Genomic DNA, 22,172 nt, shown 5'->3' on the forward strand with positions numbered 1-22,172 from the left:
TCTCAACGAGTAGTTCCCGCGGCAGTCTAGCCACCGTCCACGGAGCGGCGGAGGCCAAGCCGGAGGGTTGCTCACAATCAGGATTCGTGGGCCAGTCGGCGCAGCACCAGATCCCACACCGCCTCGGCCAACTCCTCCTTGGGCTGCTCGGGCAGCACCTCCGTCGAGCCGTCCGCGCCCAGCACCGTGGCGGCGTTCGTCTCCGCGCCGAAGACCTTGTCGACGCCGACCTCGTTGACCACGATCAGGTCGGCCCGCTTCCGGACGAGCTTGGCCCGCGCATTGTCCAGCGCGTCGCTGGTCTCGGCGGCGAATGCCACCAGCACCTGGCCGGGACGCTTGCATGCGCCGAGTTCGGCGGCGATGTCCGGATTGGTGACCAGTTCGATCACCGGCGACACGCCGTCATCGGATTTCTTGATCTTCGAACTGGCGTAGGTGGCGGGGCGGAAGTCCGCGGGAGCCGCCGCCATCACGACCACGTCGGCCGTGGCCGCCGCCGCCAGGGTCGCCACCCGCAACTCCTCGGTCGTGCCCACCCGGACGAGATCGACCCCGGCCGGGTCGGCGAGCGTCACGTTGGCGGAGACGAGCGTCACCCGGGCGCCGCGCGCGGCGGCGGTGCGGGCGAAGGCGTAGCCCTGTTTCCCGGAGGACCGGTTGCCGAGGAAGCGGACGGGGTCGAGCGGCTCACGGGTGCCGCCGGCGGTGACGACGACGTGCCGTCCGGCCAGATCGGGTGGCGCGGCGGCGCCGCGGGCGAGGACCCGACGGGCGAACGCGAAGATCTGCGCCGGATCGGGGAGCCGCCCCTTGCCCGTGTCGACGCCGGTCAGCCGACCGACAGCGGGCTCGATCACCAGCACACCCCGACGGCGCAGCGTCGCCACGTTGTCGACGGTGGCGGGATGTTCCCACATCTCGGTGTGCATGGCGGGCGCCAGCACGACCGGGCAGCGGGCGGTCAGCAGGGTGTTGGTGAGCAGGTCATCAGCGAGCCCGTGGGCCGCCTTGGCCAGCACGTCGGCGGTCGTGGGCGCGACGACGACGAGGTCGGCCTCCTGGCCGAGCCGGACGTGCGGGACCTCGTGCACGTCCGACCAGACGTCATCGGCGACCGGCTGGCCGGAGAGCGCCGCCCAGGTCGGCGCCCCGACGAAGCGCAACGCCGAAGCGGTCGGCACCACCCGCACCCGGTGGCCGGACTCGGTGAAGAGGCGCAGCAGCTCGCACGCCTTGTAGGCGGCGATCCCGCCGGCGACGCCGAGGACTACACGGGGAGCCATCGCGCCGGCAGCCGGACGATCAGGGCTGGTCGGTCGGCTCAGCGGTGAGCAGCCCGGCGTTGATCTCCCGCATGGCGATCGAGAGCGGCTTCTCCTGCGGGGTGGTCTCCACCAGCGGACCCACGTACTCGAGCAGGCCCTCACCGAGCTGGCTGTAGTAGGCGTTGACCTGTCGCGCGCGCTTGGCAGCGAAGATCACCAGCGCGTACTTCGACGTGGTCTTCTCCAAGAGCTCGTCGATCGGCGGGTTGGTGATGCCTTCCGGATTCGCGATGGATCCCACGTGTGTGCAACCTCTGTATCGTCGGCCGGCGACAGGCTCCCGGGCAGATCTGCTCAGGCGGAGCTCTGCGGTTGGGCAGGGGTCAAAAACGATGAACCGAGCAAGCCTACCAGCTCTTCAGCCGCCCGCTCGACCTGGTCGTTGACCACCGTTACATCGAACTCGTGCTCGGCGGCGAGCTCCTCGTCGGCGTGCACCAGCCGACGCCGGATCGTCTCGTCGTCGTCGGTGCCGCGCCCGATCAGCCGGCGCTTGAGCTCCTCGACGCTCGGCGGCGCCAGGAAGACCAGCTGCGCCTCGGGCATGCTGGCCCGGACCTGCCGCGCGCCCTGTAGGTCGATCTTCAACAGGACCGGCTCGCCGTTGTGCAGGCGGGCCTCCACCGCGGCACGCGGTGTGCCGTAGAGGTTTCCCGCGAACTCGGCCCACTCCAGCAGCTGGCCGTCGGCGATCATCTGTTCGAACTCGGGGCGGTCGACGAAGTAGTAGTGCACCCCGTCGACCTCGTAGTCGCGCATCTTTCGCGTGGTGACTGACACCGATAGCCAGACCCACGGCGAGCGCGCCCGGATCAGCTCGATGACACTGTCCTTGCCGACCCCGGAGGGGCCGGAAAGGACAGTGAGCCGAGCTGCCGGGCGCGCGTCGTCATCCATGCTCACTGCTTGTTTCTACACGGTCCTGCGAATCAGTTCGCAGCGAACTCCCCAAGCAGCGCCTTGCGCTGCTGCTCGCCGAGGCCCCGCAGGCGCCGGCTGTCGGCAATCTTGAGCTTCTCCATGATCTGGGTCGCCCGGATCTTGCCGATGCCCGGCATCGCCTGGAGGACGGCCGAAACCTTGAGCTTGCCGACAACGTCGTCGGCCTCCGCCCGGTCCAGCACCGCGGCGAGGGTGGTCTTGCCCTGCTTGAGCTGATCCTTCAGCTCGGCACGGGCTTTGCGGATCTCCGCGGCCTTCTCGAGCGCTGCAGCACGCTGTTCGGGGGTCAGTGACGGGAGCGGCACCAGTTCTCCTCAGGTCCCTATTGCGACGGGCGGGGCGCACCGCCGCAGCTGTGAAACGTGATGTGGCTGTGAACCAAAGGGGCATGTGGTTCCCAGCGCGGGGAAAACTAGCGGCCAGCGGCGTTTTCGGCAACGTGGGCACGCCATGATCACTTAAACAGGACGGGCCGGTCACTCAGCCGCGACACCCAGCGCGGCCCGACATTCGGCCAGCACACGGTCGGTCGCGGCACGCAGACCCGGCGCTGTGGGACCCGCGCCGAGCACCTCTCGGGAGTACGTCGGCAAGACCGACGGCAGCGCCGTGCCGAAGACCGTACGCAGGTCAGCGGCGGTCGCGCCCTGGGCGCCGAGCCCCGGCGCGAGGAGCGGACCGCCGACGCCGGAAAGATCGTGACCTGTGTCACCGATCGTCGCGCCGACCACCAGTCCGAAGCTGCCGAGCGGCTCAGCACCCCTATTGAGCTGGGAAATCGCATCGATCACCGTCTGGGCGACGGTCTGCCCGTCGGCCGTGCGCGCGTGCTGGACGTCGCGTCCCTCGGGATTGGAGGTCAGCGCCAGCACGAAGACGCCGCCGCCGTGCGCGGCGGCGGTGTCGAACATCGGTGCGAGCGCGCCGACGCCCAGATAGGGGCTGGCGGTGATCGCGTCGACGTGCAGCGGACTGGCCGGATCAAGGTACGCCGCGGCGTACGCGGCGACGGTCGAGCCGATGTCGCCGCGCTTGACGTCGAGCAGGACGAGCGCACCGGCCTCACGCAACTGTCGGATAGTTGACTCAAGCACGGCCACTCCGCGGGAGCCGAAACGCTCGTAGAACGCGGACTGCGGTTTGAAGACGGCGACCCGGTCGGCGAGGGCCTCGACGACGGTCCCGGTGAAGCGGGTGAGCCCGTCGAGGTCGTCCGCGAGCCCCCAGCGCTCCAGCAGCGACGCGTGCGGATCGATGCCGACGCAGAGCGGCCCCCGTTCGCGGACCGCCCGGTGCAGCCGTACGCCGAAGGTCTCCATGCCGTACCCCTGTCGTTCAGGCCGCCGCGGCGGCCGCGCCGATCGCGCGGGCGATCCGCGCGATGTCCTCGTCGTCCGCCACGTACGGCGGCATGGTGTAGATCAGATCGCGGAAGGGCCGGATCCAGACGCCCTCGGCGACCGCGGCCGCCGTCGCGGCCGGAATGTCGACCTCCCGGTCCAGCTGCACGACCCCGATCGCGCCGAGCACGCGGACGTCGCTCACGCCGGGCGCGTCGGCCAACGGCGCCAGCCCGGCGCGCAGGCCGGCTTCGATCCGCGTCACCGCACCCGCCCAGTCGCCCGTTCCGCCCCCGTGACGCGCAGGGCTCGCCCAACCCCCCGTTGGGGATGTTGAGGCGCGCAGGAGGCCGATGGAGGCGTTGGCGACCGCACAGGCGAGCGGATTGCCCATAAAGGTCGGACCGTGCGCGAGCACTCCCCCGGCCGAGATCCCCGCGGCGACCGCCGGCGTGCAGAGCGCCGCGGCCAGCGTCAGGTAGCCCCCGGTGAGCGCCTTGCCCACGCACATCACGTCCGGGGTCACCCCGGCGTGGTCGGCGGCGAAGAGCGCCCCGGTACGGCCGAAGCCGGTCGCGATCTCGTCGAAGATGAGCAGCACGTCGTGCGCGGCGGTCACCTCGCGCAGCACCCGCAGGTAGGCCGGGTTGTGGAAGCGCATGCCACCCGCGCCCTGCACGACGGGCTCGACGATGACCGCGGCGAGTTCGTCGGCGTGCCGCGCCACCGCGTCGGTCAGCGCGGCGACGTACGCCTCGTCGACGGGGGCGTCGACGCCGTCGGGCGGCGGGGGCGCGAAGATCTGCCGGGGCAGTACGCCGGTCCAGAGGTGGTGCATGCCCCCTTCGGGGTCGCAGACGCTCATCGGGTGGAAGGTGTCCCCGTGGTAGCCGCCCCGCCACGTGGCGAGCCGCCGCTTGGCCGGACGGCCGCGGCCCCGCTGGTACTGCAGACACATCTTGATCGCGACCTCGACGCTGACCGAGCCGGAGTCGCAGAGGAACACGTGCTCCAGGCCGGGCGGGGTGAGCTCCACGAGGGTCCGGGCCAGCGTGACCGCGGGCTCGTGGGTGAGGCCGCCGAACATCACGTGGCTCATCCGGGCGAGCTGGTCGGTGACGGCCGCGTCGAGCACCGGGTGCCGGTAGCCGTGGATCGCCGCCCACCAGGACGACATCGCGTCGACCAGCTCGCGGCCGTCGGCGAACCGCAGCCGTACGCCCCGGGCGCTCTCCACGATGTATGGCGGCATGGCCGCCGGCATCGGCGCGTAGGGGTGCCAGACGTGGGCCCCGTCGTACCCGGCGATCTCCTCGGGGGTCACCCGATCGCCACCCTTCCGTCGGCACATGCTGACGCCCGCCTGTGCTCTGCGTCCCGGGAGGAAGCGGCGGACGTCGGGTCAGCGATCGGCATCGGACCGGCCGGCGCCCGCTTCCTGCCCGGAAGCAGAGCAGAGCGACCGGACGGGAGCCCGCCGCTCACCGGCGGGCACGTGGCCGCGATACGCCCGGGCGTGTGGCGGCCCGCCCGGCCGGATCCGCGAATCACCGGCGGGTCTGCCGGGCGATGGCGCGCACCAGCGCCGGCCCGCGGAAGATGAAACCCGTGTAGAGCTGCACCAGGCTCGCCCCGGCGTCGAACATCCGGGCCGCGTCGTCGGGGTCGAGGATCCCGCCCACGCCGACGACCGGCAGCGCACCGCCGCTTTCCCGGTGCACGAAGGAGACGACGGCGCGGGCCCGGTCGGTCAGCGGACGCCCGGAGAGGCCGCCCGCCTCGCCTGCGCGCGGCGTGTCGACGGAGGCCAGCCCGTCGCGGGCGAGAGTCGTGTTCGTCGCGATCACGCCGGCGGCGCCCCGGTCCAGGCAGACCTCCAGCAGCTCGGCGATCGCCGTCTCGGTCAGGTCCGGGGCGATCTTGACGAGGATCGGCTTCTCCCCCACCAGGGCCGACAGGATCGCGTCGAGCTGATCGCGGTCCTGCAGCGATCTCAGGCCGGGAGTGTTGGGCGAGGAGACGTTGACCGCGAAGTAGTCGCCGTGCCCGCTCAACGCCTTGTACGACGCCAGATAGTCGTCCACGGCCTCGTCCAGCGGCGTCACCTTCGACTTGCCCAGCGAGATGCCGAGCGGCACCCGGCGCCCGCCGCCAAACCGCGAGCCGTCGGTCAGCGGGCCGAGCGCCCCGAGCCGGGCGGCCAACGCGGCCGCACCCGCGTTGTTGAAACCCATCCGGTTGATCACGGCTTCGCTGTCCGGGAGCCGGAACAACCGCGGCCGTGGATTGCCCGGCTGGGCGTGCGCGGTCACGGTGCCGACCTCGACGAAGCCGAAGCCGAGCGCCGGCCACGCCGGCAGAGCGACGCCGTTCTTGTCCATGCCGGCCGCCAGCCCGACCGCGTTGGGGAAGTCCACCCCGAAGACCCGGCGGGGCGCCGGCACGGCGTAGCGGGCGTGCAGCGCGGCGAGCGCCACCCGGCTGCCCGACACGGCCGCGAGGCGGCGCAGCGTCCACTCGTGCGCCGCCTCGGCGTCTCCGCCGCCGATCCGGAACAGCGCGGCCCGGGCCAGCCCGTACCCGTTGATCATGGGCATACACGCCATCCGAGTGTCCCGAATGTCGCGCGTATGCCCATGATCAACGCGGCGGGGCGGGTCACTGGGCGGCCCGTAGGGCCGCGTGCAGCTCCTGCAGCGGCCGTACGGACATGTCGCCGCGCATCAGGGCCTCGATGCCCATCACCGCGGCCGCGGCGCCCGGCACCGTGGTGATGCACGGGATGTCGGCGGTCACCGCGGCGCTGCGGATCTCGTAGCCGTCGGAGCGGGCGCTCGCCCCGGAGCCCTGCGGCGTGTTGATCACCAGCCCGACCTCGCCGGCCGCGATCAACGAGACCGCGTTCGGGCCGTCGCCGGGCTCCTCCCAGTGCTTGCGGATCACCTCGCAGGAGATCCCGTGCCGGCGCAGCACCTCACCGGTGCCGGCCGTGGCGACGATCTCGAACCCGAGGTCGGCCAGGCGTTTGATCGGGAAGATCATGCCCCGCTTGTCCCGGTTGGCGACCGACACGAAGATCTTGCCGCCGGTGGGGAGCGAGCCGTACGCCGCGGCCTGGGACTTGGCGAAGGCGTTGCCGAAGGACGTGTCGATCCCCATCACCTCACCCGTGGACTTCATCTCCGGGCCGAGCAGCGAGTCGACGCCCTTGCCCGAGGGGGTGCGGAACCGCTGGAACGGCAGCACCGCCTCCTTGACCGCGATCGGCGCGTTGACCGGCATGGCGCCCCCGTCACCGGTCGGCGCCAGCATCCCCTCGGCGCGCAGCTCGGCGATCGTGGCGCCGAGCATGATCCGGGCGGCCGCCTTGGCCAGCGGCACCGCGGTCGCCTTCGAAACGAACGGCACGGTCCGCGACGCCCGCGGGTTGGCCTCCAGGACGTAGAGGACATCGTCCTTGAGCGCGTACTGCACGTTGAGCAGGCCGCGCACCCCGACGCCCCGGGCGATCTTCTCGGTGTAGTCGCGCACCGCCGCGAGATGCGACCCGGCGAGGGTGATCGGCGGCAGCGCGCAGGAGGAGTCGCCGGAGTGGATGCCGGCCTCCTCGATGTGCTCCATCACGCCGCCCACGTAGACCTCACCGGTGGCGTCGCAGAGCGCGTCGACGTCGATCTCGATGGCGTCGTCGAGGAACCGGTCGACCAGGACCGGGTGCTCCGGCGAGATGTCCGTGGCCCGGCCGATGTAGTCGCGCAGCGTGGCGTCGTCGTAGACGATCTCCATGCCCCGGCCGCCCAGCACGTACGAGGGACGGACCAGGACCGGGTAGCCGATCTCGTCGGCGATCGCCTTCGCCTCGTCGTACGAGGTGGCCATGCCGTGCGCCGGCGCCAGCAGCCCGCCCTTGGCGAGCACCGCCCCGAACGCGCCGCGCTCCTCGGCGAGGTGGATCGACTCGGGCGAGGTGCCGACGATCGGCACGCCGGCGGCCTTGAGCCGGCGCGCCAGCCCCAACGGCGTCTGCCCACCGAGCTGCACGATCATCCCGATCACGCCCGGGCCGCCGGCCGCCCGCCCCGACGAGTCCTCCGCGTGCCAGACCTCGAGCACGTCCTCGAAGGTGAGCGGCTCGAAGTAGAGACGGTCGGCGGTGTCGTAGTCGGTCGAGACCGTCTCCGGATTGCAGTTGACCATCACGGTCTCGTAGCCGGCCGCACGCAGCGCCATCACCGCGTGCACGCACGAGTAGTCGAACTCGATGCCCTGCCCGATCCGGTTCGGCCCGGAGCCGAGGATCAGCACCTTGGGGCGGTCGGAGGGGGCGACCTCGGTCTCCTCCTCGTACGACGAGTAGTGGTAGGGCGTCGTCGCGGCGAACTCGGCCGCGCAGGTGTCCACCGTCTTGTAGACCGGGCGCAGGCCGAGGCGGTGGCGCAGGGTCCGTACCCCGTCCTCGCCGGCCAGCTCCGGACGGAGCGCGGCCAACTGCCGGTCGGACAGGCCGGCGCGCTTGGCGTGCCGCAGCAACGCCTCGTCCAGTACGGGCGCCGCCATGATCTGCGCGCGCAGGTCGACCAGCGCGGCGATCTGGTCGAGGAACCACGGGTCGATCCCGCCGGACGCCGCGGCGACCTCCGCGACCGTCGCGCCCAGCCGCAGCGCCCGCTCGACGGTGTAGAGCCGACCGTCGTGCGGCGTGCGCAGGGCGTCCAGGGTGGACTCCAGCGTGGCGCCGGCCGGGTCGGGCGTGGTCCAGAACCCGAGGGACGACGTCTCCATCGAGCGCATCGCCTTGTTGAGCGCCTCGGTGAAGTTGCGCCCCATGCTCATCGCCTCGCCGACCGACTTCATCGTCGTGGTCAGCTCCGGATCGGCGCCGGGGAACTTCTCGAACGCGAACCGCGGGATCTTGACGACCACGTAGTCGAGGGTCGGCTCGAACGCGGCCGGGGTCTGCAGCGTGATGTCGTTGGGGATCTCGTCGAGGGTGTAGCCGATCGCCAGCTTCGCCGCGATCTTGGCGATCGGGAAGCCGGTCGCCTTCGAGGCGAGCGCGGACGACCGGGAGACCCGGGGGTTCATCTCGATGACGACCAGCCGGCCGTCGCGCGGGTTGACCGCGAACTGGATGTTGCAGCCACCGGTGTCCACGCCCACCTCGCGCAGCACGGCGATGCCGAGGTCGCGCAGGCGCTGGTACTCCCGGTCGGTCAGGGTCATCGCCGGGGCGACCGTCACGCTGTCGCCGGTGTGCACGCCCATCGGGTCGACGTTCTCGATCGAGCAGACGACCACCACGTTGTCGTGCTTGTCGCGCATGAGTTCGAGCTCGTACTCCTTCCAGCCGAGCACGCTCTCCTCGATCAGCACCTCGTGCACGGGGCTGGCGGCGAGACCGGCGCCGGCGATCCGGGTCAGGTCCTCGTCGGTGTGGGCCATTCCGGAGCCGAGCCCGCCCATCGTGAACGACGGCCGGATCACCACCGGCAGCCCCAGCTCGCCGACGGTGTCGCGGACCTCGTCCATGGAGTGGCAGACGCGGCTGCGCGGCGTCTCGCCGCCGACGCGCGCCACGAGCTCCTTGAAGAGCTGCCGGTCCTCACCGCGGCGGATCGCCTCGATGTCGGCGCCGATCAGCTCCACGCCGTACTTCTCCAGCACACCCGCCTCGTGCAGCGCGACCGCGGTGTTGAGCGCGGTCTGCCCGCCGAGCGTGGCGAGGATCGCGTCGGGGCGCTCCCTGGCGATGACCAGCTCGACGAACTCGGGGGTGATCGGCTCGACGTAGGTGGCGTCGGCGAACTCCGGGTCGGTCATGATGGTCGCCGGGTTGGAGTTGACCAGCGAGACGCGCAGCCCTTCGGCGCGCAGCACCCGGCACGCCTGGGTGCCGGAATAGTCGAACTCGCAGGCCTGTCCGATCACGATCGGCCCGGAGCCGATCACCAGGACGTGGTTCAGATCTGTGCGCTTGGGCATCAGTGGCCCTTCCCAGCGGTCGCGGCGCGGTGCGCCCCGGAACCACCGTCGATCAACTCTGCGAAGCGGTCGAACAGGTAGTCCGCGTCGTGCGGGCCGGCCGCCGCCTCCGGGTGGTACTGCACGGTGAACGCGGGCACGTCCCTGGCCCGCAGCCCCTCGACCACGTTGTCGTTGAGGCACACATGGCTGACCTCGACCGCGCCGAAGTCCGTGTCGATCACCTGGTTGAGCGGCGCGTCCACGGCGAAGCCATGGTTGTGGCTGGTCACCTCGACCTTGCCGGTGGCCCGGTCGAGCACCGGCTGGTTGATCCCGCGGTGGCCGTACCCGAGCTTGTAGGTGCCGAAGCCGAGCGCCCGGCCGAGGATCTGACTGCCGAAGCAGATGCCGAAGAGCGGGACCTCGCGACGCATCACCTCGCGGGCCAGCTCGACCGCGTGGTCGGCGGTGGCCGGGTCGCCCGGGCCGGGCGAGAAGAACACCGCGTCCGCGCCGGTGGCGAGCAGGTCGTCGATGCCCGACCCGGCCGGCATCACGTGCGTGGTCACCCCGCGCGCGGCGAGGCGGCGCGGCACGTTGCGCTTGATGCCCAGGTCCAGCGCGGCGACGGTGAACCGGTGCTCCCCCTCCGCGGCGACCGTGTACGGCTGGGCCGTGCTCACCTCGGCGGAGAGGTCGGCGCCGACCATCTGCGGCGTCTCGCGCACCCGGCGCAGCAGCGCCTGCGGGTCATCATCCACACTGGACACGCCGACCCGCATCGCGCCGCGCTCGCGCAGGTGCCGGGTGAGCGCCCGGGTGTCGACGCCGGAGATCCCGACGACGCCCTCGGCCGCGAGTCGGTCCTCCAGGCTCCCGGTGGCCCGCCAGTTGGAGCTGAGCCGGGCCGGGTCGCGCACCACGTAGCCGGCGACCCAGATGCGCCCGGACTCGTCGTCGGAGTCGTTGACCCCGGTGTTGCCGATGTGCGGCGCGGTCTGCACCACCACCTGGCGGTGGTAGGAGGGGTCGGTCAGCGTCTCCTGGTAACCGGTCATGCCGGTGGTGAAGACGGCCTCGCCGAACGTCTCCCCCACACTGCCGTACGCCTCGCCGTGGAAGGTGCGCCCGTCCTCGAGCACGAGGATGGCGGCTCGCCGCTTCGTCATTTCACTCCTCCGATCGGGACTGCGGGACTCGCAAGCTCACTCCTCGCGCCGATCATTTCGTTGCCTTTCCATCGAGGACCGTCGCGTGTCCGTGCAGGAAGGTCGCGACGATCCGCCCGGGCAGCTCGGTGCCCGCGTAAGGGGTGTTACGGCTACGGCTGGCCAGCTCAGCGGGGTCGACGGTGCGCCGGGCCGCCGGATCCACCAGGGTGAGGTTGGCCGGGGCGCCGGGCGCCGGGTCGTGCCCGTGGGCGTCGAGACCGGCGATCCGCGCGGGGACCCGCGACATCCGCTCGGCGATCAGATCCCAGTCGGGGCGGCCGTCGACGTGCAGGGCGGCGGTGGAGAGCACCACCGACAGCGCCGTCTCCAGCCCCACCATGCCGGGGCGGGCGTACGCCCACTCGCACTCCTTGTCCTCCACGGCGTGCGGCGCGTGGTCGGTCGCGACGATGTCGATGATCCCTTCGGCCAGCGCGGCGCGCAGCGCCGCCACGTCGGCGGCGGTCCGCAGCGGCGGGTTGACCTTGAAGACCGGGTCGTAGCTCGCGGCCAGCTCGTCGGTGAGGAGCAGGTGGTGCGGGGTCACCTCGGCGGTGACCCGTACGCCGCGGGCCTTGGCCTGGCGGACGATGTCGACGCTGCCCGCCGTGGAGAGATGGCAGACGTGCACCCGGCCGCCGACGTGCTCGGCGAGGAGCACGTCGCGCGCGATGATCGCCTCCTCGGCCACCGCGGGCCAGCCGGTCAGCCCGAGCCGGGTGGAGACCTCCCCCTCGTGCATCTGGGCGCCCTCGGTCAGCCGGGGCTCCTCCGCGTGCTGCGCGATGATGCCGTCGAAGGCCTTCACGTACTCCAGCGCCCGCCGCATCAGCCGCGGGTCGGCCACGCAGTGCCCGTCGTCGGAGAAGATCCGCACGGCGGCGGCGGAGGCCGCCATCGCGCCCAGCTCGGCGAGGCGCTCGCCGGCGAGCCCGACGGTGACCGCGCCGATCGGCTGCACGTCGACGAGTCCGGCCTCGCGCCCGAGCCGCCACACCTGCTCCACCACGCCGGCCGTGTCGGCGACCGGCGAGGTGTTCGCCATCGCGCAGACGGCGGTGTAGCCGCCGAGCGCCGCGGCGCGCGAGCCGGTCTGCACCGTCTCGGCGTCCTCCCGCCCCGGCTCACGCAGGTGGGTGTGGAGGTCGACCAGGCCGGGCAACGCCACCAGCCCATCGGCCTCGATGACCTGCGCAGCGCCCGCGTCGAGCCCGCGTCCGGACTCGGCGACGACGCCGTCGCGCAACAGGAGGTCGGTCTGCTCCCGGCCGAGGACACGGACGCCCCGGATGAGGTACGAGGTCACTGGATCTCCATTTCCGACGCTCACTGCGCGACTCCCGCGCCCCGGCCACCGAGGAGCAGGTAGAGGACCGCCATCCGGACGCTGACACCGTTGGTGACCTGCTCGACGATGGTCGAGCGGGGTGAGTCGGCGACCTCCGCCGCGATCTCCATCCCCCGGTTCATGGGACCGGGGTGCATGACGATCGCGTGCTCGGGCAGGCGGCGCATCCGCGGGCCGTCGAGGCCGTAGCGGCGGGCGTACTCGCGGGCCGACGGGAAGTAGGAGTCGGCCATCCGCTCGCGCTGCACCCGCAGCATCATCACCACGTCGGCGGTGGGCAGCACGGCGTCGAGGTCGTAGGAGACCTGCACCCCCGGGGCGAGCGCGGTGGCGATGTCGACGGGGATCAGCGTCGGCGGACCGACCAGAGTGACCTTCGCTCCGAGCGTGGAGAGCAACAGGACGTTGGAGCGGGCCACCCGGCTGTGCAGCACGTCGCCGACGACCGCGACCTCCAGGCCGGCGAGGCGTCCGAGCCGGGCCCGCATCGTGTACGCGTCGAGCAGCGCCTGGGTCGGATGCTCATGGGTGCCGTCCCCGGCGTTGACGACGGAGCCGGAGACCCAGTTGGCGAGCCGGTGCGGGGCGCCGGAGGCGGGGTGGCGGATGACCACCGCGTCGGCGCCCATCGCCTGCAGGGTGAGCGCGGTGTCCTTGAGGCTCTCGCCCTTGGAGACGCTCGATCCCTTGGCCGAGAAGTTGATCACGTCGGCGGAGAGCCGCTTGGCGGCGGCCTCGAAGGAGATCCGGGTACGGGTGGAGTCCTCGTAGAAGAGGTTGACCACGGTGCGTCCGCGCAGCGTCGGCAGCTTCTTGACCTCGCGACCGGCGACCGTCGCCATCTCGGCGGCGGTGTCCAGGATCAGCGTCGCGGTCTGCGCGTCGAGGTCGGCCCCGGAGAGCAGATGCTTGATCATCGAGCACCCCTTCCGTTCGCGGCTGCCGGGCTCGCAAGCTCACTCCTCGCGCTCACAGCGAGCCACCCCCCACGAGCTTGACCTCGTCGGTCCCGTCGCTCTCCGCGAGCGTGACCTTGACGCTCTCGGCGACCGCGGTCGGAATGTTCTTGCCCACGTAGTCGGCCCGGATCGGCAGCTCCCGGTGCCCCCGGTCGACCAGCACGGCGAGCTGTACGGAGCTCGGCCGGCCGAGGTCACTCAGCGCGTCGAGGGCGGCCCGCACGGTACGGCCGGAGAAGAGCACGTCGTCGACGAGGATGACCCGCTGCCCGTCGATGCCGGCCGGCGGCACGTCGGTCGGGCCCACCGCGCGGGTGGCCTTGAGCCGGAGATCGTCGCGGTAGAGAGTGATGTCGAGCACACCCACCGGGACGTCGATCCCCTCGAAGGTGCGGATCCGCGCGGCCAGTCGGCGGGCCAGCGGGACGCCCCGGGTCGGAATGCCCAACAGGACGGTGCGGTCGGCGCCCTGGGTCTTCTCCAGGATCTGGTGCGCGATGCGGTCGACCACGCGATGCAGATCAGCGCTGGACAAAATGACCTTGGCGGGTGGCGACGTCGCCACCTCGGGTTTAGCGGCCTGCGGGTAGGCCACGGCGGACCCCCTTCCCCGCCTCACCGGACGGGTCGTTAAAGGACGTCAATTTCCAGCGTCGACCGCGTTCCGGTCGGGCTGATGGCTGCACGCAACGTTACCAGTGACCTTGGCCCGACCACGCTGCGGTGCGCTCGACAACACACCGCGGAGTCGAATAATCGCGGAACCGCACACGATTTTCGCAACCACTCAGCACTGGCCACTTGACCACATCTCGGAACCCCCGTACCGTCACGCTCCGTAGCGATCGCCGGGGAAAATCCCCCGGGCCAGCCACTGGGAGTGTCCGTATGCCCTCTGAGTACGCCAAGTCGTTGGGCGCCCGCCTGCGCTCCATCCGTCAGCAGCAGGGGCTCTCCCTGCAGGGGGTGGAGGAGAAGTCAAACGGGCGCTGGAAGGCCGTCGTCGTCGGTTCGTACGAGCGTGGCGACCGCGCCGTCACCGTCTCGCGCCTCGCCGAACTGGCCGACTTCTACCGGGTCCCCGTCTCGGAACTGCTGCCCGACGGCAGCGGAGTCCGGCACGAGTCGACCAACAAGATCGTCCTGGACCTGGAGCGTCTCTACGACGAGGCCTCCGAGGACCTGGCGTACGTCGCCCGCTACGCGCGCGCTATCCAGCAGCAGCGCGGTGACTACAACGGCCGGGTGCTCTCCATCCGCGCCGACGACCTGCGCGCCCTGGCGATCGTCTACGACTCCTCGGCGTCGGGTCTGATCGAGCGGCTCAACGAGCAGGGCGTGCTCGTCGCCGACCCGCGGGCGTTCTTCGCGTCCTGAGCACCACGCGGAGGGGCCCACGCCAGCCGGCGTGGGCCCCTCCGCGTTATCACCGCGGCGCCGCGCGATCGGCGCTAGTGCTTGGTGTAGTCGGCGATCCGGGCGAGGATGCCGTTGAGGAACCGCGGCGAGTCGTCGGTCGACATCTGCTTGGCGAGCTCGACGGCCTCCGAGATGGCCACCGCGTCGTCGATCTCGTCGGCGTAGAGCAACTCGTGCACCGCGATCCGCGCCAGGTTGCGGTCGATCACCGGCATTCGTTCCAGGGTCCAGCCCTCGGCGTAGCTGGCGATCAGCTCGTCGATCCGGGCCATGTGGCTGGCGACGCCCTCGACCAGGCCCACCGCGTAGGGCAGGTGCTCCGGATGGGGCGCGGCGATCCGCTGCACGTAGTTGGCGAGCACCTCAACCGGCGGAAGATCCCGTACGTCGGCCTCGTAGAGCACGTCCAGTGCCCGCTTGCGCGCCTTGCGGCGAGCGGGCATCTGCGTCTTGGGACCCTCTGCCATCAGCTGCGGCCGAGGTAACGGCCGTCGCGGGTGTCAACCTTGATCTTCTCACCGATGGTGATGAAGAGCGGCACATGAACGGTCGCGCCCGTCTCCACGGTGGCCGGCTTGGTGCCGCCGGTCGAGCGGTCGCCCTGCATCCCCGGCTCCGTGTACGTGACCTCGAGGAACACGCTCGTGGGGAGCTCGATGTAGAGCGGCACGCCCTCGTGGGTCGCGACGGTCGCCTCGGCCTCGGGGAGCAGGTAGTTGGCGGCTTCGCCCACGGTGCCACCCGGCACGTGGATCTGGTCGAAGGTGTCCAGGTCCATGAAGACGTAGTCGTCGCCGTCGGCGTAGAGGTATTGCATGGTCCGCTTGTCGACGGTGGCCGTCTCGACCTTGGTGCCCGCGTTGAAGGTCTTGTCGACGACCTTGCCGGAGAGCACGTTCTTCAGCGTGGTGCGCACGAAGGCGCCACCCTTGCCGGGCTTGACGTGCTGGAACTCCACGACGGCCCAGAGCTCGCCGTCGAGGTTGAGGACCAAACCGTTCTTCAGGTCGTTCGTGCTGGCCATTTCCTGCCTTGATCTTCAAGTGGCGGACGGACCTGCCAAGTCTACTGGCCAGGACCGCGCAGCGCTGGCGCGGGTGCGCGGGGCGGTCAACCCCGACCGAGCGCCAGGTGCCGCAGCGCCAGCCGGTAGCCATCGACGCCGAGGCCGCAGATCACTCCGGCGGCGACGGCCGAGACGACCGAGTGGTGCCGGAACTCCTCCCGCGCGTGGATGTTGGAGATGTGCACCTCGATCAACGGGGCACGCAGCAGGGCGCAGGCGTCGCGCAACGCGTAGGAGTAGTGCGACCACGCGCCGGGGTTGAGGACGACCGCGGCCTGCTCGTCGGCGGCGGCGTGCAGCCAGCCCAGCATCTCGTGCTCGGCGTCGGTCTGCCGCACCTCGACATCGAGCCCCAGCTCACCGCCCGTGCCCTCGCAGAGCGCGACCAGGTCGGCGTAGGAGGTGACGCCGTACACGTCGACCTGGCGGGTGCCGAGCCGGCCCAGATTGGGCCCGTTGAGTACGTAGACCTTCATGGCTGGGCGATCTCCTGGTAGGCGGCGCGCAGCAGGGCGTCGTCCGGGCCCTCCAGAATGGCCGGCCGGGCCAGCCCGTCGAGCACGACGAACCGGAGCTGGTTACCGCGGGCCTTCTTGTCCACCCGCATCGCGGCGAGCAGCTCCGGCCAGGCGTCGGCGCGGTATCTCGTCGGCAGCCCCAGCGCGCCGAGCAGCGCGCGGTGCCGACCCAATGTCAGCGGGTCGAGCCGCCCGGCGCAGCGGGCGAGGGCGGCCGCGTAGACCAGCCCGACCGAGACGGCGTGCCCGTGCCGCCAGTGGTAGTTCTCCACCTTCTCGATCGCGTGGGCGAGCGTGTGCCCGTAGTTGAGGATCTCGCGCAGTCCCGACTCGCGCAGGTCGGCCGAGACCACCCGGGCCTTGACCCGGACCGCCCGCTCGATCAGCTCCCGCAGCACGCCACCCGCCGGGTAGATCACACCGAGCGGATCGGCCTCCAGCAGTTCGAGGATCTCCGGGTCGGCGATGAAGCCGCACTTGACCACCTCGGCGAGGCCGGCCACGAGTTCCGCGGGCGGCAACGTGTCGAGCAGGGAGAGGTCGCAGAGCACGGCGGCCGGTGGATGGAACGCCCCGACCAGGTTCTTTCCGGCGGCGGTGTTGATCCCGGTCTTGCCTCCGACGGCGGCGTCGACCATGCCCAGCAGCGAGGTGGAGACCGGGACCCACCGCACCCCGCGCAGCCAACAGGCCGCGACGAAGCCGGCCAGGTCGGTCACCGCGCCCCCGCCGACCCCGATCACGACATCGGTACGGGTGAAGCCCGCCGCCCCGAGCTGCTCCCAGCAACCCGCGGCGACCTCGGCGGTCTTGCCCGCCTCGGCGTCGGGCACCTCGATCAGCAGCGGCCGGATGCCGGCCCGGGCGAGCAGTTCGACGATCTTGTCGGCCTGCGACTTCAGCGGCGCGGCGTGCAGCACGGCGGCGCGTTCGGCGCCGGCGACCAGCGCCGGCAGGCCGCCGAACAGGTCGCGTCCGACCAGGACGTCGTACGGCCGGTCACCGGCAACGGGGATGCGGGTCAGCTCGTTCATCGAAGCCGAGCCTAGCCGTTTCCCCTGGCATATCCATGCTGGTTGGCCCCGACGGGTTCCCGGGCCGCCAGCGCGGTCAGCCGCGCGGCGTGCTCGGTGACCGCGGTGCGGAGCTCGACCGGGCGCAGGATCGTGAAGGGCCAGCCGAGCCCGGCGAGGAGCTGCGCCATCCCGTCCAGGTGCTGCGCCCGGGCCCGCAGCAGGATCCCGTCGGCCGATTCGGTCAGCTCCGCGACCGTGGCGGGCACGCGGCGGCGGGCCTGGGCGAGGTCGGTTTCCAGCAGCACCTCCACCTCCCACGTGTACGGGACTCCGGCGAGCGAACGGGTGACGTGTCCGACCGGGTCGAACCCGTCGGGGACCGTGAAGCTCTCCTCGCCCGCGTCGACGGCGCTGATCCGGTCGACCCGGAAGGTGCGGACCTCGTCGCGCCGGTGGTCGTGGCCGGTGACATACCAGCGGCCGGCATGGAAGACCAGCCCGTACGGGTCCAGCTCGCGCAACGAGACCCCGCCGCGCCAGGAGCGGTAGGTCATGCTGATCCGACGCCGGGCGCGGGTCGCCGCACCGAGGGCGAGCAGCGTCGTGGTCGCCGGTCGGGCGCTCCCCTCCGGCGGCTGGAGGGTGAAGCCGAGGGTTTCCCGGACGGCGGCGAGCCGGTCGGCGAGCGGGGCGGGGAGCACCCGGCGGATCTTCGCGAGCGCCGACGCGGTCGCGGGCGCCTCGGTGCCGAGCCCGAGATGGTCGGCGGCGACGAGGCCGAGCACCACGGCTGCGGCCTCGTCGTTGTTGAGCATCAGCGGGGGCAGCTTGTGGCCGGCGCCGAGGCGGTAGCCGCCGTAGCGGCCGCGCGTCGCGACGACGGGGATGCCGAGCTCGGCCAGGGTGGCCGCGTACCGCCGCACCGTCCGCTCGTCGACGCCGAGGCGCTGACCCAGGTCGGCGCCGGTGAGCTGGTGGTGCGCCTGGAGCAGCTCGAGCATGCCGAGCACGCGCGATGCGGGATGCGACACGGGCGAGTCTCTCTATCCGACCCGCCGATAACCGGACGGATCTTGTCCGGGACCCATCCTAGGGCCGGACAGATCCGATCCCGAGGAGGACACCACGGCGCGCGCGTTGCCTACAGCAGCCCGCGGACCTCGTCGGCGACCTCGGCCGGGGTGCGGCCGTCAGTCACCACCGTGTTCCTCGCGACCTGCTCGTAGAGGGGGCGCCGCTGGTCGAGCAGGTATTTCAGCGTGGCCCGCGGGTTGACCGACAGCAGCGGGCGACCGCCGCCCAGCCCCACCCGCCGCACCGCGTCGGTGAGCTCCACCGACAGGTAGATCACGGTGTGTCCGGCGAGCGCCGCGCGGGTCTCGTCGGCGAGGATCGCCCCGCCCCCGAGCGCGAGCACCCCGTCGAACGAGCTCAGCGCCGTGGCGACCGCGGCCCGCTCCAGCGCGCGGAAGTGCTCCTCCCCCTCGTCGACGAAGATCTCCGAGATCGGCTTGCCGGCCGCGGTCGAGATGTCGGTGTCGGTGTCCCGGAACGGCACGCCGAGCGCGGCGGCGACCGCCTGACCGACCGTGGACTTGCCGGCGCCGGGCGGGCCGACCAGCACACAGACGGGCCGGGTCATGGTGTCACCTTCCGTTCACGACTGCGGGGCTCGCTGCGCTCACTCCTCACGCCCACCTACCGGATGACGAGGTTGTCGAGGTAGCCGGCGAGGTTGCGGCGGATCTCCGCGACCGAGTCGCCGCCGAACTTCTCGGTCGCCGCCTCGGCGAGCACCAGCGCGACCATCGCCTCGGCCACGATCGCGGCGGCGGGCACCGCGCAGACGTCCGACCGCTGGTTGATCGCGGTCGCCGGCTCACCGGTCGTGACGTCCACGGTGGAGAGGGCGCGGTTGAGCGAGGAGATCGGCTTCATCGCCGCCCGTACCCGCAGGGGCTCGCCGGTGGTGATGCCGCCCTCCAGGCCGCCCGCCCGGTCGGTGACCCGCTTGACCCCGGAGGCGGTGGGGATGATCTCGTCGTGCGCGACCGAGCCGCGGGAGCGGGCCTGGGTGAACGCGTCGCCGATCTCGACCCCCTTGATCGCCTGGATCGACATCAGCGCCGTGGCGAGCCGCGCGTCGAGCTTGCGGTCCCACTGCACGTGGCTGCCGAGACCCGGCGGTACGCCGTACGCCAGCACCTCGACGATGCCGCCGAGCGTGTCGGCGTCCTTCTTCGCGGCGTCGACCTCGGCGACCATCCGGGCGCTCGCCTCCGGGTCGAGGCAGCGCAGCGGGTCGGCGTCGACCCGCTCGGCGTCCTCCGGCCGCGGCTGCAGGCCCGGCTTGGCCGCCACCGAGCCCAGCTCCACCACATGGGAGACGATCTCGATGCCCAGCGCCTGCCGCACCAGGGCCTTCGCGACGGCGCCAACGGCGACCCGCGCCGCCGTCTCCCGGGCGCTGGCCCGCTCCAGGATGGGGCGCGCGTCGGTGTGGCCGTACTTCTGCATGCCGGCCAGGTCGGCGTGGCCCGGCCGGGGCCGGGTCAGTGGCGCGTTGCGCGCCTGCGCGGCCAGCTCCGCCGGGTCGACCGGGTCGGCGGCCATCACGGTCTGCCACTTGGGCCACTCGGAGTTGCCGACCCGGATCGCCACCGGGCTGCCCAGCGTCACGCCGTGCCGGATGCCACCGATCACCTCGATCTCGTCCTGCTCGAACGACATCCGCGCGCCACGCCCGTAGCCGAGCCGGCGACGGGCGAGGTCGCGCCCGATGTCGGCCGTGGTCACCTCGACCCCGGCCGGCACGCCCTCCAGGAGAGCGACAAGAGCGGGACCGTGCGATTCCCCCGCGGTCAGCCAACGCAACACGTGACAGCCTTTCCGTCGATCGCCGCCTACTCACCGGCAGGGCGACCGGGACAGTTTGTCACGCTGACTGTCCGCCGCCGCGCGCCACACGCGCTGTCCCGCCTGCCGGACAACGCCGGTCTATGGTGACGGCGAGCACGGCTCCGGGCGGGTGATCGCCCACACCGCGGACATCCTGTGACGCCCGCTACTGTATCGGCGGAGATCACCATAGAGGGAACGCACCGTGCCGAACACCGCCCCCCGCGCCCCCGTACGACCGACCGGATCCGATGGTGCGCCGACCAGCCGGCGCTCCGCCGCCATCCTGCTCGTGCTGCTCGGCACCCTGACCGCCGCCGCCCCGCTCTCGCTGGACATGTACCTGCCGGGACTCCCCGACATGACCGCCGACCTGTCGGCCCGCCCCGCGCAGGTGCAGCTCTCCCTCACCACCTGCCTGATCGGCATGGCGCTCGGTCAGTTCCTCACCGGACCGCTGAGCGACCGGTGGGGGCGGCGCCGGCCGGTGATCGTCGGGACCATCGCGTACGCCGTGTTGTCGCTGCTCTGCGCCTTCGCCCCCTCGGCGGAGGCGCTCGCCGCGCTCCGCCTGGGGCAGGGCTTCGCCGGCGGCATGGGGGTGGTCGTGTCCCGGGCCATCGTGCGCGATCTCTACGCCGGTGCGGCCGCCGCCCGCTACTTCTCCCGCCTCATCCTCGTCTTCGGGCTCGCCCCGATCGCCGCGCCCAGCCTCGGCAGCCTGGTCCTGCGGTTCACGTCGTGGCGCGGCGTCTTCGTCACCCTCGCCATCATCGGCATGTTGCTGGCCGCGCTGGCGGCCATGCGACTGCCGGAGACGCTTCCCGCGCACCGACGCACCACCGGTGGCCTCGGCAACATCCTGCGGTCCATGCGGCTACTCCTCGCCGACCGGGTCTTCGTCGGCTACACGCTCACCCAGGGGCTGGCCTTCGCGGCCCTCTTCGCCTACATCTCCGGCTCATCCTTCGTCTTCCAGGACGTCTTCGGCATCTCCGCCACCGCGTTCGGTCTCGTCTTCGGCGGTAACGCGCTCGGCATGGTCGCGCTGGGACAGCTCAACGGCGCGCTGCTCAGCCGGCGCAGCCCCCGTACGCTGCTGATCTTCTCCCTGGCCGGCGGCCTGGCCGCGGCGGTGGCGCTGCTCGGCGGCGCCCTGGCCGGCAGCCTGGCGGCCGTGACCGTGGCGCTCTTCTACTTTGTCGCGAGCCTCGGCATGGCGCAGCCCAGCGGGGTCGCGCTCGCCCTGGACCAGCATCCGGAGCGCGCCGGAACGGCCGCAGCGGTGATGGGCGCGGCACAGTCGGTGATCGGCGCGCTGGCCGCTCCGGTGGTCGGCCTCGGCGACCCGCGCAGCGCGGTGCCGATGGCCGTCGTCGTCCTCGGCGCACTCGCCCTGGCCCTGGTCGCCGCGCTGACCCTGGCCCGCCCCCGCCGCGTCGCCCGGTGACAGGCCCCGGCTCCGGCGCTCAGTGCGCGTCGGCGAGCGAGCTCTGCAGGTGCGGCGGCCGGACTCGCCTTCTGACCGTCGCCGCGGATCGTCAACCGGTAGCCGGCTCGGTTCCCGAGCCGGCTACCGGCCACGTTTCCGGCCGGCCGCCGGCCAGGTTTCCGATCCGTTCGCCGGCTACCGCAGCAGCCGGGCGTCGACCGCCGCGCTGAGCGCGGCACGCATCGCGGTCAGCGGGGCGTCGACCCCGGTGAACTGTTCGAATTGGCCGACCGCCTGCGCCAGCAGCAGATCCAGGCCGGAGACGATGCGGCATCCGGCGCGTTGCGCCGCCGCCGCCATCGGCGTGGGCCAGGGATCGTAGAGCGCGTCGAAGTAGACCGTGGAGGGGCGCCACCGCACCACCTCGGCGAGCGGGTCCGCGACGCCCTTGGGCACCGTCGAGATCACCACGTCCGCGTCGACCCGAGCCTGGGCGTCGGCCCAGCCGGCCCCGGTCAGCGGCACCCCGAGCGCGTCGGCGACCGGGGTGAGCTCGTCGATCGCCTCCGGCCGGCGCGCCACCACGGTGACCCCGGTCGCCCCGATCGCCGCCGCGGCGGCGCTCGCGGCCCCCCCGGGCCCCCCCCCCCCCGCAGATAGGAACAGACAACGACAGTAAACCCATAACAAATGACAATAAAAACGATTTAGGGTGGTTGAGTGTATGGGTG

At 71.9% G+C, this 22,172-nt stretch carries 21 protein-coding genes and 1 pseudogene; 2 read left to right on the forward strand and 20 right to left on the reverse strand.

The window, feature by feature from the left end; all coding sequences use genetic code 11:
• Window positions 1–77 precede the first annotated feature (77 nt).
• The 12 genes from coaBC to pyrR form a co-directional block, all read right to left on the reverse strand.
• Window positions 78–1,286 (reverse strand): bifunctional phosphopantothenoylcysteine decarboxylase/phosphopantothenate--cysteine ligase CoaBC, encoded by a 1,209-nt coding sequence (gene coaBC / locus AB0J06_RS19935; RefSeq protein ID WP_357430421.1) that lies wholly within the window; start codon window positions 1,284–1,286, stop codon window positions 78–80.
• A 19-nt stretch (window positions 1,287–1,305) separates the two neighbouring features.
• Window positions 1,306–1,569, reverse strand: a complete 264-nt coding sequence (gene rpoZ, locus AB0J06_RS19940) for a DNA-directed RNA polymerase subunit omega (protein ID WP_007075826.1) — start codon at window positions 1,567–1,569, stop codon at window positions 1,306–1,308.
• A 53-nt stretch (window positions 1,570–1,622) separates the two neighbouring features.
• Entirely contained in the window at window positions 1,623–2,225 is a 603-nt protein-coding gene (gene gmk / locus AB0J06_RS19945; RefSeq protein ID WP_357430422.1) for a guanylate kinase, read from the reverse strand.
• 32 nt (window positions 2,226–2,257) lie between these two features.
• Window positions 2,258–2,575 (reverse strand): integration host factor, actinobacterial type, encoded by a 318-nt coding sequence (gene mihF, locus AB0J06_RS19950; RefSeq protein ID WP_357430423.1) that lies wholly within the window; start codon window positions 2,573–2,575, stop codon window positions 2,258–2,260.
• Window positions 2,576–2,746: 171 nt separating this feature from the next.
• The gene (gene pyrF, locus AB0J06_RS19955) at window positions 2,747–3,589 is read right to left on the reverse strand and encodes an orotidine-5'-phosphate decarboxylase (protein ID WP_357430424.1); all 843 of its coding nucleotides are present in this window, start codon (window positions 3,587–3,589) and stop codon (window positions 2,747–2,749) included.
• 16 nt (window positions 3,590–3,605) lie between these two features.
• Window positions 3,606–4,934 (reverse strand): adenosylmethionine--8-amino-7-oxononanoate transaminase, encoded by a 1,329-nt coding sequence (gene bioA, locus AB0J06_RS19960; protein WP_357430425.1) that lies wholly within the window; start codon window positions 4,932–4,934, stop codon window positions 3,606–3,608.
• Between the two features lie 223 nt (window positions 4,935–5,157).
• Window positions 5,158–6,201 (reverse strand): quinone-dependent dihydroorotate dehydrogenase, encoded by a 1,044-nt coding sequence (locus tag AB0J06_RS19965; RefSeq protein ID WP_357430445.1) that lies wholly within the window; start codon window positions 6,199–6,201, stop codon window positions 5,158–5,160.
• Window positions 6,202–6,268: 67 nt separating this feature from the next.
• The gene (gene carB, locus AB0J06_RS19970; RefSeq protein WP_357430426.1) at window positions 6,269–9,592 is read right to left on the reverse strand and encodes a carbamoyl-phosphate synthase large subunit; all 3,324 of its coding nucleotides are present in this window, start codon (window positions 9,590–9,592) and stop codon (window positions 6,269–6,271) included.
• Window positions 9,592–10,743, reverse strand: a complete 1,152-nt coding sequence (carA, locus tag AB0J06_RS19975; protein WP_357430427.1) for a glutamine-hydrolyzing carbamoyl-phosphate synthase small subunit — start codon at window positions 10,741–10,743, stop codon at window positions 9,592–9,594. The genes carB and carA overlap by 1 nt, the downstream gene beginning before the upstream one ends.
• A 52-nt stretch (window positions 10,744–10,795) precedes the next feature.
• Window positions 10,796–12,091 (reverse strand): dihydroorotase, encoded by a 1,296-nt coding sequence (locus tag AB0J06_RS19980; protein ID WP_357430428.1) that lies wholly within the window; start codon window positions 12,089–12,091, stop codon window positions 10,796–10,798.
• 20 nt (window positions 12,092–12,111) lie between these two features.
• Window positions 12,112–13,050: an aspartate carbamoyltransferase catalytic subunit gene (locus AB0J06_RS19985; RefSeq protein ID WP_357430429.1), complete on the reverse strand. Its 939-nt coding sequence runs from the start codon at window positions 13,048–13,050 to the stop codon at window positions 12,112–12,114.
• 52 nt (window positions 13,051–13,102) lie between these two features.
• On the reverse strand, window positions 13,103–13,687 hold the full coding sequence (pyrR, locus tag AB0J06_RS19990) for a bifunctional pyr operon transcriptional regulator/uracil phosphoribosyltransferase PyrR (RefSeq protein ID WP_357430430.1): 585 nt from the start codon (window positions 13,685–13,687) through the stop codon (window positions 13,103–13,105).
• A gap of 293 nt (window positions 13,688–13,980) precedes the next feature.
• On the opposite strand from pyrR, the gene AB0J06_RS19995 reads away from it, so the two are divergent.
• Window positions 13,981–14,469 (forward strand): transcriptional regulator, encoded by a 489-nt coding sequence (locus tag AB0J06_RS19995; protein WP_357430431.1) that lies wholly within the window; start codon window positions 13,981–13,983, stop codon window positions 14,467–14,469.
• 74 nt (window positions 14,470–14,543) lie between these two features.
• Here the strand turns inward: AB0J06_RS19995 and nusB are convergent, their stop codons facing one another.
• The 7 genes from nusB to aroC all read right to left on the reverse strand — a co-directional run bounded on the left by nusB (window position 14,544) and on the right by aroC (window position 19,988).
• Window positions 14,544–14,954: a transcription antitermination factor NusB gene (nusB, locus tag AB0J06_RS20000; RefSeq protein WP_357430446.1), complete on the reverse strand. Its 411-nt coding sequence runs from the start codon at window positions 14,952–14,954 to the stop codon at window positions 14,544–14,546.
• 23 nt (window positions 14,955–14,977) lie between these two features.
• Window positions 14,978–15,535: an elongation factor P gene (gene efp / locus AB0J06_RS20005; RefSeq protein WP_357430432.1), complete on the reverse strand. Its 558-nt coding sequence runs from the start codon at window positions 15,533–15,535 to the stop codon at window positions 14,978–14,980.
• 86 nt (window positions 15,536–15,621) lie between these two features.
• Window positions 15,622–16,053: a type II 3-dehydroquinate dehydratase gene (gene aroQ / locus AB0J06_RS20010; protein ID WP_357430433.1), complete on the reverse strand. Its 432-nt coding sequence runs from the start codon at window positions 16,051–16,053 to the stop codon at window positions 15,622–15,624.
• Complete coding sequence (aroB, locus tag AB0J06_RS20015) at window positions 16,050–17,129, reverse strand: 3-dehydroquinate synthase (protein WP_357430434.1); 1,080 nt, start codon at window positions 17,127–17,129, stop codon at window positions 16,050–16,052. Before aroB ends, aroQ begins: the two co-directional genes overlap by 4 nt.
• An 11-nt stretch (window positions 17,130–17,140) precedes the next feature.
• The gene (locus AB0J06_RS20020; RefSeq protein WP_357430435.1) at window positions 17,141–18,142 is read right to left on the reverse strand and encodes a YafY family protein; all 1,002 of its coding nucleotides are present in this window, start codon (window positions 18,140–18,142) and stop codon (window positions 17,141–17,143) included.
• A 110-nt stretch (window positions 18,143–18,252) separates the two neighbouring features.
• Window positions 18,253–18,753, reverse strand: a complete 501-nt coding sequence (locus AB0J06_RS20025; protein ID WP_357430436.1) for a shikimate kinase — start codon at window positions 18,751–18,753, stop codon at window positions 18,253–18,255.
• Window positions 18,754–18,809: 56 nt separating this feature from the next.
• Window positions 18,810–19,988 carry a chorismate synthase gene (aroC, locus tag AB0J06_RS20030; protein ID WP_357430437.1) on the reverse strand — a complete coding sequence of 393 codons (1,179 nt, stop codon included), beginning with the start codon at window positions 19,986–19,988 and terminating at the stop codon, window positions 18,810–18,812.
• Window positions 19,989–20,214: 226 nt separating this feature from the next.
• Between aroC and AB0J06_RS20035 the strand changes: the two genes are divergently transcribed.
• A complete protein-coding gene (locus AB0J06_RS20035) occupies window positions 20,215–21,459 on the forward strand; it encodes a multidrug effflux MFS transporter (RefSeq protein WP_357430438.1) in 1,245 nt (414 codons plus the stop codon).
• A gap of 177 nt (window positions 21,460–21,636) precedes the next feature.
• Here AB0J06_RS20035 and AB0J06_RS20040 read toward each other — a convergent pair.
• Window positions 21,637–22,071: pseudogene (locus AB0J06_RS20040) on the reverse strand (shikimate dehydrogenase); the annotation flags it as partial.
• Window positions 22,072–22,172 lie beyond the last annotated feature (101 nt).

Origin of the sequence: Micromonospora sp. NPDC049679, from assembly GCF_040659735.1 — a bacterium.
GTDB lineage: Bacteria > Actinomycetota > Actinomycetes > Mycobacteriales > Micromonosporaceae > Micromonospora_I.

What these genes read in the sequence shown, in the direction of transcription:
- coaBC (WP_357430421.1), bottom strand. Translation starts at nt 1,286, where the DNA reads ATGGCTCCCCGTGTAGTCCTCGGCGTCGCCGGCGGGATCGCCGCCTAC.
- gmk (WP_357430422.1), bottom strand. Translation starts at nt 2,225, where the DNA reads ATGGATGACGACGCGCGCCCGGCAGCTCGGCTCACTGTCCTTTCCGGC.
- pyrF (WP_357430424.1), bottom strand. Translation starts at nt 3,589, where the DNA reads ATGGAGACCTTCGGCGTACGGCTGCACCGGGCGGTCCGCGAACGGGGG.
- AB0J06_RS19965 (WP_357430445.1), bottom strand. Translation starts at nt 6,201, where the DNA reads ATGATCAACGGGTACGGGCTGGCCCGGGCCGCGCTGTTCCGGATCGGC.
- carB (WP_357430426.1), bottom strand. Translation starts at nt 9,592, where the DNA reads ATGCCCAAGCGCACAGATCTGAACCACGTCCTGGTGATCGGCTCCGGG.
- carA (WP_357430427.1), bottom strand. Translation starts at nt 10,743, where the DNA reads ATGACGAAGCGGCGAGCCGCCATCCTCGTGCTCGAGGACGGGCGCACC.
- AB0J06_RS19985 (WP_357430429.1), bottom strand. Translation starts at nt 13,050, where the DNA reads ATGATCAAGCATCTGCTCTCCGGGGCCGACCTCGACGCGCAGACCGCG.
- AB0J06_RS19995 (WP_357430431.1), top strand. Translation starts at nt 13,981, where the DNA reads ATGCCCTCTGAGTACGCCAAGTCGTTGGGCGCCCGCCTGCGCTCCATC.
- nusB (WP_357430446.1), bottom strand. Translation starts at nt 14,954, where the DNA reads ATGCCCGCTCGCCGCAAGGCGCGCAAGCGGGCACTGGACGTGCTCTAC.
- efp (WP_357430432.1), bottom strand. Translation starts at nt 15,535, where the DNA reads ATGGCCAGCACGAACGACCTGAAGAACGGTTTGGTCCTCAACCTCGAC.
- aroQ (WP_357430433.1), bottom strand. Translation starts at nt 16,053, where the DNA reads ATGAAGGTCTACGTACTCAACGGGCCCAATCTGGGCCGGCTCGGCACC.
- aroB (WP_357430434.1), bottom strand. Translation starts at nt 17,129, where the DNA reads ATGAACGAGCTGACCCGCATCCCCGTTGCCGGTGACCGGCCGTACGAC.
- AB0J06_RS20025 (WP_357430436.1), bottom strand. Translation starts at nt 18,753, where the DNA reads ATGACCCGGCCCGTCTGTGTGCTGGTCGGCCCGCCCGGCGCCGGCAAG.